The organism is Actinoplanes sp. NPDC023801 (assembly GCF_040639655.1).
GTDB lineage: Bacteria > Actinomycetota > Actinomycetes > Mycobacteriales > Micromonosporaceae > Actinoplanes.
In genome coordinates, this window is record NZ_JBFAAI010000001.1 from 228,526 (window position 1) to 241,788 (window position 13,263).

A 13,263-nucleotide genomic window follows, 5' to 3' on the forward strand; every position below is an offset into this window, starting at 1 on the left:
TGGCACTCGCGCATGCTGAGTGCCAGCAGGTCGGGACGGTGGGGTTCCGGTCGCGGTGCTGCCATCGGCATCGGGGCACGGAGCCGGTCGTCGCGGGCTATCCGGCTCGGCCTGAGGACGTCACATCGCCAGGTGGTGACGTCCGCAGACGTTCCTCAACGTGCGGAGAGCGGGGCCGACGAGGCCCGGCACCGCGGATGTCCGGGAGGACAACGCCGTATGGCCAAGATCATCGCATTTGACGAGGAAGCCCGTCGCGGCCTCGAGAGCGGCATGAACCAGCTCGCCGACGCCGTGAAGGTGACGCTCGGCCCCAAGGGTCGCAACGTCGTCCTCGAGAAGAAGTGGGGCGCTCCCACGATCACCAACGATGGTGTATCCATCGCCAAGGAGATCGAGCTCGAGGGCACCTTCGAGAAGATCGGCGCCGAGCTGGTCAAGGAGGTCGCCAAGAAGACCGACGACGTCGCCGGTGACGGCACGACGACGGCGACCGTCCTCGCCCAGGCGCTGGTCCGTGAGGGTCTGCGCAACGTGGCCGCGGGCGCGAACCCGCTCGGCCTGAAGCGGGGCATCGAGGCCGCGGTCGCCAGCGTTTCCGAGGCGCTCTCGCAGCTCGCCAAGGACGTGGAGACCAAGGAGCAGATCGCCTCCACCGCCTCCATCTCGGCCGGTGACTCCACGGTCGGCGAGATCATCGCCGAGGCCATGGACAAGGTCGGCAAGGAAGGCGTCATCACCGTCGAGGAGAGCAACACCTTCGGTCTCGAGCTCGAGCTCACCGAGGGCATGCGCTTCGACAAGGGCTACATCTCGGCGTACTTCATGACCGACGCCGAGCGCATGGAGGCCGTCTTCGACGACCCCTACATCCTCATCGCGAACAGCAAGATCTCCGCGGTGAAGGACCTGCTCCCGATCCTGGAGAAGGTCATGCAGGGCGGCAAGCCCCTCGTGATCATCGCCGAGGACGTCGAGGGCGAGGCCCTGGCCACCCTGGTCGTGAACAAGGTCCGTGGCACCTTCAAGTCGGTTGCCGTCAAGGCCCCCGGCTTCGGTGACCGCCGCAAGGCCATGCTGGAGGACATCGCCACCCTCACCGGTGGCGCCGTCATCAGCGAAGAGGTCGGCCTCAAGCTGGACGCCGCTGACCTGTCCCTGCTGGGCCAGGCCCGCAAGGTCGTCATCACCAAGGACGAGACCACCATCGTCGACGGTGCGGGCAACGCCGAGCAGATCCAGGGCCGGGTCAACCAGATTCGCGCCGAGATCGAGCGCTCGGACTCCGACTACGACCGTGAGAAGCTGCAGGAGCGCCTGGCCAAGCTGGCCGGCGGTGTCGCGGTGATCAAGGTCGGCGCGGCCACCGAGGTCGAGCTCAAGGAGCGCAAGCACCGCATCGAGGACGCCGTTCGCAACGCGAAGGCGGCCGTCGAGGAGGGCATCGTCCCGGGTGGTGGCGTCGCGCTGGTGCAGGCCGGCAAGACCGCGTTCGACAAGCTGGACCTGTCGGGCGACGAGGCCACCGGTGCCAACATCGTCAAGGTCGCGCTCGACGCCCCGCTGCGTCAGATCGCCGTGAACGCCGGCCTCGAGGGCGGCGTCGTGGTCGAGAAGGTGCGCAACCTGGAAGCGGGTTGGGGCCTGAACGCCGCGACCGGCGAGTACGTCGACCTGCTGGCCGCGGGCATCATCGACCCGGCCAAGGTCACCCGTTCGGCGCTGCAGAACGCCGCGTCGATCGCCGCGCTGTTCCTCACCACCGAGGCCGTCGTGGCCGACAAGCCCGAGAAGAACCCGGCCCCGGCCGGCGCCCCGGGCGGCGGTGACATGGACTTCTGAGTCCATTCGTTCCCAACCGGAAGGCGGTCCGCTTCGGCGGGCCGCCTTCCGGCGTGTCAGGGGTGTTGCCGGCCCTGCTGGGGCCTGCCGAACGCGTACAACAGGGAGCCGACGAGGCCGGCCAGACCGCTGAGGACGACGATCGGGGCCAGGCCGGGTCCGGTCGCCGGAAGATCGGGCGGTATCGGTGCGGGCTCCGGAGCCGGGGTGACGGACGGCGGGACAAGTGGCGGACCCGCCGGCGACGGAGTCACCGGGACGCTGGTGGGAGCGCTCGTAGGCCTCGCCGGCGGTGTCGAGGGGGTCGGCGGTGTGGACGGGGCCGGCGGTGTCGACGGGGCCGGCGGTGTGGAAGGGACCGGTGGCGTGGAGGGGGTCGGCGGCGTTTCCGGAGCAGGAACGTTGACGATGATCGTGCCGTAGGCGATGTTCCCGTTCTCGTCGATGATCTCGTAGGTGAACCGGTCGGTTCCGGTGAAGCCGGGCTCCGGGGTGTAGGTGATAGTGCCGTCCGGGTTCGTCCGAACGCTCCCGTGCTGCGGCTGCCCGATCCGGCCGATCGTCGCCGGCCGGCCCAGTTCGTCGGAGGCGGGCAGCGAGATGTCCACCGGTTCGCCGGGCGGGGTGGTGGCCTCCCGGTCCGGAGCAGCCGGCGGTGACCCGACGGTGACGGTCACGGTCGCGGTGGTCTCGGCGCCGTCGGCGGTGACGGCGGTGTAGCCGAACGCCGCGACGCCGGAGAATCCGCCCGATGGGGTGTAGGTGACCGTGGTGGCGTCGTCGATCCGGGCCGTGCCGTGGTCCGGCTCGGTGACCTCGGTGACCCGGAGGGTGCCGCTAGGGTCCAGGTCGTTGTCGAGAACCGGCACGGTGACCGCCCTGCCGTACGGGGTCGCGTGCGAGTCGGCGACCGCGAACGGGATCTGATGGGTGACCGTGACCTCGACGACCGCCTCCGCGGTGCCGCCGTGACCGTCGCTCACCTCGTACCGGAAGAGATCCTGACCGGTCCATCCGGCCGGTGGCGCGTACCGGAGCCGATCGCCCGACCGGCTCGCGGACCCGTGGCGTGGCTCGCCCAGCACGCTGACCGTCAGCGTCTGACCGGGATTGTCGTCGCTGTCGTTGGCCAGCACATCCACCTCCACCGGGCGGCCGGCGAGAGTGGCGGCGTGGTCGGCACGGGCGACGGGTACGGCGTTGGCGACCCGCACCATGATCCGGGCGCGGGCGAGGTTGCCGGCCGGGTCGCGGATCGTGTAGTCGAAGACGTCCGTCCCGGCGAAGCCATGCCGTGGCACGTACCGGATCCGCCCCGAGGCCTGGATGGCCGTGAAGCCGTTCGCCGGTGTACCGACCTGGGTGACCACCAGGGGACTCAGCTCCGGGTCGGCGTCGTTGGCGAGGGCGGTGATCTCCACCGGGGTGTCCGCGGCAGCGTCGGCCCAGTCGTCCACCGCGACCGGGGCGGCGTCGATCGTGATCGTCACCGTGCCCGTGTCGCTTCCACCCAGATCGTCGCTGAGCAGATAGTCGAAACTGTCCTGACCGGTCGCGCCGGGGGCCGGGGTGTACTCGACGGTCCCGTCGCCGGCCGGAGTGGCCGTCCCCTGGCGGGCGGAGCCGAGCGCCGCGATGGTCAGCATCTGGCCGGTGTTCAGGTCGTGATCGTTACCGAGGACGGCGAGGATGGCGGCGCCCTGCTGACGGACGGTGTAGGCGTCGTCGACCGCTACCGGCGCCGCGTTGCGCACCGTGATCGTCACCAGGGCCGTGGCGCCGGCCCGATGCGGGTCCTCGACCGTGTAGCCGAAGCCGTCGAGGCCGGTGAATCCAGGATCGGGGGTGTAGAGAAGGGTTCCGGTCGTGCCGGCGGTCACTGTGCCGTGTGCCGCCGCGGACCAGCCGGTGACCCTGAGCGTCTCCGCGTTCGGATCGGTGTCATTGGCGATCACATCGACGGTGACCGGCCAGTTCGTGTCGGTGACGGCGGCGTCGGCCTCGGCCGCGGGAAAGGCGTTGAGCAGCTCTATCACCACGGTGGCGAGGGAGCTGCCGCCACGGCCGTCACTGATCGTGTAGCGGAACGAGTCGGTTCCGCTGTGACCGGGCGCCGGCTGATACTCGACCTTTCCGGCACGGACGTTGGCGGTGCCACTTCCGGCCGGGGTGCTGATCGTGATGGTGAGCGGGTCGCCGTTCGGGTCCTCGTCGTTCGCGAACACGTCGATCACGGAAAGCAGGCCGGTCGGGACGGTCACCGCCTCGTCCCGGGCGACCGGTGGCGCGTTCAGCACGGTGACGGTGAGGGTCACGGTGACGGTGTCTCCCGGGGTGAACGGGTCCGGCGGGGTGTCGGTGATCGTGACGCTGATCGTCTCGGTTCCGGACCAGCCGGGGTCCGGCGTGTAGGTGAGCGAGTCGTCGTCCGGGTCGTGCACGAGCAGACCGTGCACCGCGCCGCTCGTTCCGCTGACCCGCAGCGGGTGGCCGTTCTCGTCAGCAGCGCCGGTGAGCGGCTTCACCGTGGCGGGCGTGAGGTACGGCGTGGTCACCGTGATGTTCGGCGCGGTCGGGGGCGAGTTGCCGACCAGGACGGTGACCTGTGCGGTCGAGGGGTCCGTGCCGTCGTGGACGGTGTAGTCGAACGTCGCACGGCCGGAGAAGCCGGCCGCCGCCTGGTACTCGATCTCGCCGAGTGCGGTGACGGTGGCGGAGCCGGACGTGAGATTGCTGATGCCGATGACCGTGAGCGTGTCCTGGTTGATGTCGGTGTCGTTGGCGAGCACCGGGATCGTCACGCTGCCCCGGTAGCCGGCCCGGCCCAGGTCGTCGGCGGCCGTGGGCGCGGCGTTCGCCACTTCGACGGTGACCTGTGCCTGAGCGGTCAGGTCACCGTCGCTCACGGTGTAGTCGAGCACCGTTGTCCCGCTGAACCCGATGGACGGTGTGTAGACCAGCTCGTCACCGACGATGCCGGCATGTCCGGCGTTGCCGGGCTGCGGGGCGCTGACCGTGACAATGGTGAGTGCGTCACCGTTCGGGTCGGTGTCGTTGCCGAGCACGTCGATGCTCACCGGGGTCCCGGACGGGGTGGCCCCCGCATCGCTCCGCGCGATCGGGCCCGCGTTCGTGGTGCGGACGGTCACCGTCGCGGTGACGGTGCCGCCCTCCGCGTCGCCGAGCACGTAGGTGAAGGTGTCGGTACCCGCCCATCCGGCCGCGGGCGTGTAGGTGATCTCGCCGTCCGCGGTGACGATCGCGGTGCCGTGGCCGGGCGGGGCGCCGATCGACACGGTCAGGCCGGCGTCGGGGCCGTCCGGGTCGGTGTCGTTGTCGAGCACGGTCACGGTCACCGGGCCGGCGAGGGTGGTCGTGGCGTTGTCGTCCCCGCCGACCGGTGCCCGGTTCATCCGGAACGACGCCGAGGCGTTGTCGTTGGCGGCGTTCCCGTCGATTCCGCTGCCGGAGGCGTGCAGGCTCGCGGCGGGTGTCGCACCGGCCAGGGCACCGGCCGTCGCCGGGATCACCACGGTGGCCGTGGTGCCGGTCACGAGAGGCCCGAGCACGCATGTGACCACCTGGGCGAAGGCGGTGCACCCGGGTGGCAGGACGCCGGGAGTGACCCCGGCCGGCAGGGTCAGCTCGGCCGTGGCCATGGTCTCCGTGGCGGCCCCGCCGTTGGTGACAGTCGCGGTGTAGGAGATCGCTGCCGGGACGGCGGCACGCTGGACGACGGCGGGCTGCACGGTCAGGCCGGCCGCCAGGTCCGCCTGGGGGGCGGCCACCGTGCTCGTCAGCGTCGCGGCCGGCCCGGTGACCCTGACCTGGGCGGAGCGGCCGGTGTAGCCGACGTTGACCAGATTGGTGATCGTGAAGGCGGCCGGGACGGTGGTGTCCACGCGGACGCGCAGGGTCACGTAAACGTCTCCCTGGGACGGGATCGGGCCCACCCGGAGATCGGCGCGTCCCGCCGCGTAGGTGCCACCGTCGTCCCCGGCCGCGTCGGTCACTGCCACGTCCCGGATGCGTAGCGAGTTCGGCACATACGTGGTCCCGGCCGGGATGGCATTGGAGATCAGCACGTCGTCGGCGGTGTCGTTGCCGTCGTTGCTGACGGTGATCCGGTACTCGATCACGTCACCGGGTTGCAGAGTGCCCACATTCATGTCGGTGCCGGTGACGGTCGTCGTGATCCGTGGCGCGTACAGGTCGATGGCGAAGGTCACCACGCCCGGGTAGAAGGTGTCGTTCGTGGTGCTCAGGGTGAGTGTCGTGGAGGTGGCGCCGTTCCTGAGCCGGTTCGTGGCGTCGAACTGGTCTATGTCGACGCCGAACAGGTTGCTCCAGGCCGGGTCGCGGCCGCCGACAGCCGTACCGCCGTCGCTCAACGTGCTGTTGAAGAAGTTGGCCGGCGGGTTCTCGGCATCGCCCATCGCCGTCCCGTCCAGTGCCAGCCCGTCACCGCTGTTGTCCCGGTCGCCCTCGTAGACGACGGTGCCGATCTCGGCGCGTACCGGCCCGGTGTGCGGGGTCTCGAAGCCGCCCAGCGTGATGTCGTACCTGCTTCCGGAGCTGGCGCTCACCGACCCGAAGCCGTCGTAGACACGCAGCGCCCGCAGGCTTTCGGCGGGATTGCGGTACGCGATCGCGAGCGTCCAGCCGGCGAACCGGCCGAGCCCGGTGCCGGCCTGGATGTTCGCGACCCGGTACACGCCGTTGCCGGCTCCCGCCACCAGGCCGGTGACGTCGGCGAACGCCTGGTAGGCGTTGAACGAGGCGCCGCCGTACACGGTCGACGCCTGGACCGGTTGCCAGGAGGCCGTCACCGGGGTACGGAAGAGGACACGGTTGCGGTGCCCGGGCGTCGGAGCGCCCGAACCGTAGTTTCCGGCCGTCGGGTCCGCGGCCCAGTACAGCGCCGCGAAGAGCACCGTGCTGTCCGGCGGCAGGGTGATCGTGGCGGTGCTGTCGTTGAAGGTGGTGACCGGGTCGCCGTCGGCGTCCGCGTACCGCATCGCGTAGCTGTTGTTGTCCAGCGACTCACCGGACGGGTTCTGGCCCTGCCGGGCAAGCGGGCAGTCGTTGTTGCTGACCGGGCAGACCAGGCTGGCGTTGCCGCGCAGCAGGATCGAGCCGTTGACATTGGCTGAGTACCGCGGTGTGAACGGCGATGTGACGGCGGCGTCGGCCCGGTGCACCACGAGTACGGTCGCCGCCAGCATGAGGGCGTAGATCAGGAGTACCGCGGCTCCGGTTCGTCGCATGGTCGTCGTCCTCGCCAGTGCAAGCAGGACCCCGGCGGCCCGGCACAGGTGTGACGCTAAACCCGGCGGATGGGGTAATGTTCACTATCCCCGTCATATCGGAAGTCAGTGACATTCCCTCGCCGGGGTGACAGGTGCGGGCGCTAACGTGGGACGGGTGCGTGATCCCTCCGTCTCCCGCAACTCGGCCGGCCGGCTTTCTCCGATCCGTCGCACCGCCGACCTGCGGCGGTTGCGTGACGAGCAGTTCGACGTCCTGGTGATCGGTGGTGGCGTCACCGGCGCGGGTGCCGCTGTCGACGCCGCCTCCCGGGGGCTCAAGGTCGCCCTCGTCGAGGCCCGTGACTTCGCCGCCGGCACCTCCAGCCGGTCCAGCAAGCTGATCCATGGCGGCCTTCGCTACCTGGAACAGCTCGAACTGGGCCTGGTGCACGAGGCGCTGACCGAGCGTGGCCTGCTGGCCACCCGGCTCGCCCCCCATCTGGTGCGCCCGGTGCCGATCCTGGTCCCGCTACCGAGCGCCGGCCTTCCGAAACGGGCCTGGCAGCGCGGCTACTACGGGCTCGGCGTCGCCGCGTACGACGTGTTCGCCGGGATGTTCGGCTCCGGCCGGGGCATGCCGCTGCACCGGCACCTGACCCGGGACGGCGCCCGCCACCTCTTCCCGAGCCTGCGCGCCGACCGGATCGCCGGCGCGATCCGCTACTTCGACGGCCAGGTCGACGACGCCCGCTTGGTGGTCAACCTGGCCCGGACCGCGGCCAGCCTGGGCGCGGCCGTCGCCACCAGCGCCCGCGTGGTCGGTTTCCTCCGCGAGGCCCGGCAGGTGGTCGGCGTCCGCGTGCGCGACCTGGAGTCCCCCGACGCTGAACCCTTCGAGGTACGAGCCCGCACCGTGGTCGCCGCGACCGGGGTGTGGAGCGACGACATGTCGCAGATGCTCAGCGACGTCGGGGTGCGCCCGGGCTTCCGGGTCCGCGCCTCCAAGGGCGTGCACCTGGTGGTTCCGCGCTCGGCGATCACCGGCGAGGCCGGCCTGATCCTGCGGACCGCCACCAGCGTGCTCTTCGTCATCCCGTGGGGCGGACACTGGATCATCGGCACCACCGACACCGACTGGCAGCTCGACCGGGCCCACCCGGCGGCCTCGGCCCGCGACATCCGCTACCTGCTCGATCAGGTGAACACGGTGCTGGACCGGCCGCTCACCACCGACGACATCGAGGGCGTCTACGCCGGGCTGCGCCCGCTGCTCTCCGGCGAGGCCGACTCCACCTCCAAGCTGTCCCGCGAGCACGCGGTGGTCGAGCCGATGCTCGGGCTCATGCTGGTGGCCGGCGGTAAGTACACGACGTACCGGGTGATGGCGGCCGACGTCATCGACCGGGCGGTCCGCCGCCTCGGCGGCCCGGCCCGGCCGTCGCGCACCGACGAGCTGCCGCTGCTCGGCGCGGACGGCTTCGCCGCCGCGTGGCGTGACCGGCAGGACATCGCCCGGCGGCACGGCGTCACGGCGGGTGTCGTCGAACACCTTCTGGAGCGGTACGGCACGCTGACGATCCACCTGCTGGCGATGATGGCCGCCCAGCCCGGACTGGCCGTGCCACTCGCCGGGGCACCGGAATACCTGGCCGCCGAGGTGGCGTACGCGGCGCTCGCCGAGGGTGCGCTGCACCTCGACGACGTGCTCACCCGGCGTACCCGCATCTCGTTCGAGACCGCCCACCGGGGTGCCGAGTCGGCTGCGCACGCCGCCGAGATCATGGGTGAGGCGCTCGGCTGGGACGCGACCGTCCGGCAGAAGGAGATCGAGCACTACCTGGCCCGGGTCACCGCCGAGCGGCAGTCGCAGACCATGCCGGACGACGCCACCGCCGACGCCGCCCGGATGGGGGTGCCGGACGTGCGGGGCCTGGCCGCCGACCGGCGGCTGCCGCTGCTCGAGGTCGACCTGTGACGCCACGTTGATACTCGTCGACGAGCCTCGCTGGCCGGCGCGCGGCCATCTCTGGTCGCACCTGGTCAGCGACGTGTCATTTGCCGAGTTGCACGTGTTCGCCGAGATGCTCGGTACGCCGCGCCGGGCCTTCGACCGGGACCACTACGACATCCCGGAGTCCCGGTTCCGCAGCGCTCTGTGGCTGGGTGCCACCCTGCTGCCGTCCCGGGATCTCACCGCCCGGCTCCGCGCCGCGGGCCTGCGCCGGCCTAAGCATCTGGTGCCTCGGCAAGCCGTTCCAGTTCGGCCGTGAGGTTGGCCCGGGCGCGTTCCTCCCAGGCCTCGTGGATCGGCGCCAGGCGGTAGATCGACGGCAGTTTCAGCAGTTCGGTCAGGACCCGGGAGCGACCGGCCCGGAACGCGTCGTCCGGGACGTGGGCGTACTCGCGGCGGATCGCTTCGGTGTAGCCGGCGTAGCGCTCCTCGTCGGCGGCCAGGATCGACAGGTCCGCGTCGCAGAGCAGTTCGCCGTCCGGGTCGTCGTCCTCGGTGGCGTGCCCGGCGGTCAGGCTGACCAGGCGGGCCACCTCGGCGGACACCTCGTCGGGGGCGCCCAGGCTCTGCAGCAGTCCGGCCGCGAACTCGGCGCTGTCGCGTTCGTTCGCGTCGCCCAGGGCGCGGGGGTCGTAGACGGCGTCGTGCAGCCAGGCGGCGAGCCGTACCCGATCGGGATGAGGGCTGAGGTGAGCGAAGCGATCGATCACCTCGAGCACCGACGCGAGGTGGGACACGTCGTGGTAGTGGCGTTGCGGTTCGGTCCAGCGGCCGATCAGGTACTGCGCGGCGGCGTCCAGGTCCGCGTCGCTCGCGGTGGCGCCGGCGCCGCGGGCGGCGGACCGGAAAGCATCGGGCAGAGATGTCACCCCCGCATCCTGGCACGTACCTTGAGGTCATGATCCGGGTGACCGCCGCGCTGTCCCGGACCCGTGCGGGTCTGATGCTGGCGCTGCAGGCCGGTCTGGCCGCCGGGTTGGCCTGGTTCGTGGCGCACGACCTGTTCGCGCGGCCGATGCCGTTCTTCGCGCCGATCGCCGCGGTGATCGCGCTCGGCTCCTCGGTCGGGCAGCGGCTTCGGCGCACCACCGAACTCGTGGCCGGGGTGGCCGCCGGGATCGGCCTGGGTGACGGGATCATCCTGCTGATCGGTGCGGGTCCGGTCCAGATCGGCGTGATCGTGCTGCTCGCCGTGCTGCTGGCGACCGCGGCCGGTGGCGGGGCGGCGCTGATCGTGCAGTCCGCCTCGTCGGCGGTCCTGGTCGCCACCCTGACGTCGACGACCGGCCAGCCGTGGACCCGGTTCCTGGACGCGCTGGTCGGCGGCGGGATCGCGCTCGTGGTGATGACGGTCCTGCTGCCGCTCAACCCGCTCACCGTGGTCCGGCGGGCCGCCGATCCGGCGTTGCGGGCCTTCACCGGGGGGCTGCACGACGCGGCCCGCGGGCTGGCCGGCCGGGACGCCGGTGCGGTGCGGGGAGCGGTCGACCGGCTGCGGGCGGCGGAGGGCACCTTCGCGGCATTCAGCGCGGCCATCGAGGCGGCCCGGGAGAACGTGGCGTTCGCACCGGCCCGGTGGCGGGCCCGCGGCGCCCTGGCCCAGTACGTCGAGGGTTCCGCCCAGCTCACCTATGCGCTGCGCAATGTCCGGGTGCTGCTGCGCCGGGCCGAGACCGCGCTGAACGACGCCGAGCCGATCCCCGACGTGCTGCCGGTCTCGGTACGGCACCTCGGCGACGCCGTGGAGCTGCTGCGGCAGGAGTGGGACCGGGGCGTCGAGCCGATCGCGGCCCGGGAACGGGCACTGCGGGCGGTGGCCGAGTCGGGCCGGGCCTACCGGGAGGGTGTCGGCTATTCCGGCGGCGTGGTGGTGGCGCAGGCCCGGACCGCGGTGGCCGACCTGCTGCGGGCCACCGGGGTCGAGTACGCGGAGGCCACCCGGCAGGTGCGTGACGCGATCGGCTGGACGGCGCGGCCGCAGAAGGTCCGCCGGAGGCCGGGACGGCGCGGTTCGATGCCTTCTTGATCCGTTTCGGGCTCCTCGGGCCGGTCGGACGCGAATCCGATGACTACGCTGGCGGTCATGGCCGATGTCTCGCCGAGCGGACCGCCCGATTCCGCCGACCGTCCGCAGTCCGCTCCTCCGGCTGTCCCCGAGGCTCCGGCTCCTCTCGCGTTCGAAACGCCGGTCTTCGGGCAGCCGCCGGTGCCGCCCGGCCCGCCCCTGGTGCGGCCGGCTTCCCCAGCGCCTCAGCAGCCGGTTTCCCCGGCGCCCCAGCCGGTTTCCCCGGCACCCTCACAACAGGTCTCCCCGTTACCCGAGCAGGTCTCCGCGGCGCCTCAGCCGTTGATGACTCCGGCGCCGCCGCAGTTCGCGCCTCCGTCATCGGCACCGCCGCAGTACACCCCGGTGGTGCTGGCGGACGGGCCGGCACCCGTTCCGCCGTACCCGGGTATGACCGACGCGGCCCAGGCCGCGGTTCCCGGCCGCCGTACCGGCTGGCCCCGGTGGCTGCCGATCACCCTGGCGGTCCTGGGGATCGGGGGGGTGGCCATCGGCATGCTGTCCTACCTCGGCTACACCATCGGCATCACCGGCCTGGCGATCGGCCTGACCGCGGCCATCCTCCCGGTGCCCCTGCTGGCCAGCAGCTTCATCTGGCTGGACCGCTACGAACCGGAACCGACGAGATATCTGGTCTTCAGTTTCGCCTGGGGCGCCGCGATCGCCACCGCGGTGGCCCTCGGGGTGAACACCGGATCGGCCTGGCTGTTCGACCGGGCCGGCCTGCCGGACGCCCTGGTGGCGGTGCTGGTCGCGCCGTTCATCGAGGAGTCGATGAAGTTCCTCGGTCCGCTCCTGCTCTTCTGGCGGAGGCGCTCCGAGTGGTCCGGCATGACCGACGGCATCGTCTACTGCGGCCTGTCGGCGCTCGGCTTCGCCATGGTGGAGAACGTGCTCTACCTGGGCGGGCACGGCTACGCGGCAGGTGAGTCGGAGTACGGCCCGGCCACCGGCCTGCAGAACGTCTTCCTGATCTTCATCGTGCGGATCCTGTTCACCGGGTTCGCGCATCCGCTCTTCACCTCGATGGCCGGCCTCGGCCTGGGCATCGCGGCGCGCTCCGGGAACCGGACGGTCCGGGTGCTCGCCCCGATCGCCGGCCTGCTGCTGGCGATGATGCTGCACGGCATCTTCAACCTGCTGCCGACGCTGGCCGCCGCCACCGGCGAGACGCTGATCATGCTGTACGGCTACCTCGGCTTCATGGTGCCGTTCTTCTTCGCGGTCGTCGGGCTGGCCATCGCCCTGCGCAGCTGGGAGGGCCGCCTGGCCGAGCGGGTGCTGTACCCGTACGCGGAGGCCGGCTGGTTCGCCCCGTCCGAGGTGGCCGCGCTCGGCACGCTCGGCCGCCGGCATGCCGCCCGCGAGTGGGCGCGCCGGGTGGCGGGGCCGATCGGGCACCGGGCCATGCGCGAGTTCCAGTTCGCGGCGACCCGGCTCGCGCTGCTCCGCGACGGGCTGGAACGCGGGCTGCCGAAGACTCCGGGGGAACAGGACCGGACCCTGCGCGAGGAGCGGGAGCTGCTGGTCGCCATCACCAATTACCGGTCGGCGTTCGCGGGACGGGACCCGCAGACACCGCCGTCGTGGTGGGACGGGCGCAATTACCGGATCACGTTCCCGGACGGCGAGGTGCGTACCGTGGCGCCGCCGCCTGAGCCGGTCATGCCGGTGCCGGTCGTCCTGCCGTCGCTTCCGCCACCGCCGCCGTCCTACGGCAGCCCGTACGGGTACGGCGGCCCGCCGCCGTACGCGCCGATGCCGCCTCAGAGGTAGAGGCCGGTCCCGTCCGACTCGACCCGGGTGGCCGCGACCGCGTGCACGTCCCGTTCCCGCAGCAGGACGTAACCCTTGCCGTGCAGCTCCACCTCGGAGCGGTCGTCCGGGTCGAAGAGGACCCGATCACCCACCACGATCGAACGCACGTTGGGGCCCACGCCGACCGCGGTGGCCCAGGACAGGCGCCGTCCCATCGATGCGGTGGCGGGGATCACGATGCCGGCGCTGGACCGGCGTTCCCCCTCACCGCCGTCCTGGCGGACGAGGACGCGGTCGTGCAGCATCCGGATCGGCAGTCCGGTCTCGGTACGGGTGTC

The 13,263-nt window shown here is 71.6% G+C and carries 8 protein-coding genes; 5 read left to right on the forward strand and 3 right to left on the reverse strand.

Translation table 11 applies throughout. From position 1 onward, the window contains the following. Positions 1-219 precede the first annotated feature (219 nt). Entirely contained in the window at positions 220-1,842 is a 1,623-nt protein-coding gene (groL, locus tag AB0G04_RS01030) for a chaperonin GroEL (protein ID WP_109595129.1), read from the forward strand. 56 nt (positions 1,843-1,898) lie between these two features. Here the strand turns inward: groL and AB0G04_RS01035 are convergent, their stop codons facing one another. Beyond that, the gene (locus tag AB0G04_RS01035) at positions 1,899-7,109 is read right to left on the reverse strand and encodes an Ig-like domain-containing protein (protein WP_360974274.1); all 5,211 of its coding nucleotides are present in this window, start codon (positions 7,107-7,109) and stop codon (positions 1,899-1,901) included. Positions 7,110-7,266: 157 nt separating this feature from the next. On the opposite strand from AB0G04_RS01035, the gene AB0G04_RS01040 reads away from it, so the two are divergent. After that, positions 7,267-9,066: a glycerol-3-phosphate dehydrogenase/oxidase gene (locus AB0G04_RS01040; protein WP_360974277.1), complete on the forward strand. Its 1,800-nt coding sequence runs from the start codon at positions 7,267-7,269 to the stop codon at positions 9,064-9,066. A 7-nt stretch (positions 9,067-9,073) separates the two neighbouring features. Next, the gene (locus tag AB0G04_RS01045) at positions 9,074-9,361 is read left to right on the forward strand and encodes a DUF4031 domain-containing protein (RefSeq protein ID WP_360974280.1); all 288 of its coding nucleotides are present in this window, start codon (positions 9,074-9,076) and stop codon (positions 9,359-9,361) included. On the opposite strand, the gene AB0G04_RS01050 is transcribed toward AB0G04_RS01045, so the two are convergent. Next, positions 9,318-9,971, reverse strand: a complete 654-nt coding sequence (locus tag AB0G04_RS01050) for a metal-dependent phosphohydrolase (RefSeq protein ID WP_360974283.1) — start codon at positions 9,969-9,971, stop codon at positions 9,318-9,320. The genes AB0G04_RS01045 and AB0G04_RS01050 overlap by 44 nt on opposite strands. A 29-nt stretch (positions 9,972-10,000) precedes the next feature. On the opposite strand from AB0G04_RS01050, the gene AB0G04_RS01055 reads away from it, so the two are divergent. Further along, positions 10,001-11,128: an FUSC family protein gene (locus AB0G04_RS01055; RefSeq protein ID WP_360974286.1), complete on the forward strand. Its 1,128-nt coding sequence runs from the start codon at positions 10,001-10,003 to the stop codon at positions 11,126-11,128. 324 nt (positions 11,129-11,452) lie between these two features. Next, the gene (locus tag AB0G04_RS01060) at positions 11,453-12,943 is read left to right on the forward strand and encodes a PrsW family intramembrane metalloprotease (RefSeq protein ID WP_360974289.1); all 1,491 of its coding nucleotides are present in this window, start codon (positions 11,453-11,455) and stop codon (positions 12,941-12,943) included. Here the strand turns inward: AB0G04_RS01060 and AB0G04_RS01065 are convergent. Further along, positions 12,934-13,230 carry a co-chaperone GroES gene (locus AB0G04_RS01065; protein ID WP_360976186.1) on the reverse strand — a complete coding sequence of 99 codons (297 nt, stop codon included), beginning with the start codon at positions 13,228-13,230 and terminating at the stop codon, positions 12,934-12,936. The genes AB0G04_RS01060 and AB0G04_RS01065 overlap by 10 nt on opposite strands. Between the last annotated feature and the right edge of the window lie 33 nt (positions 13,231-13,263).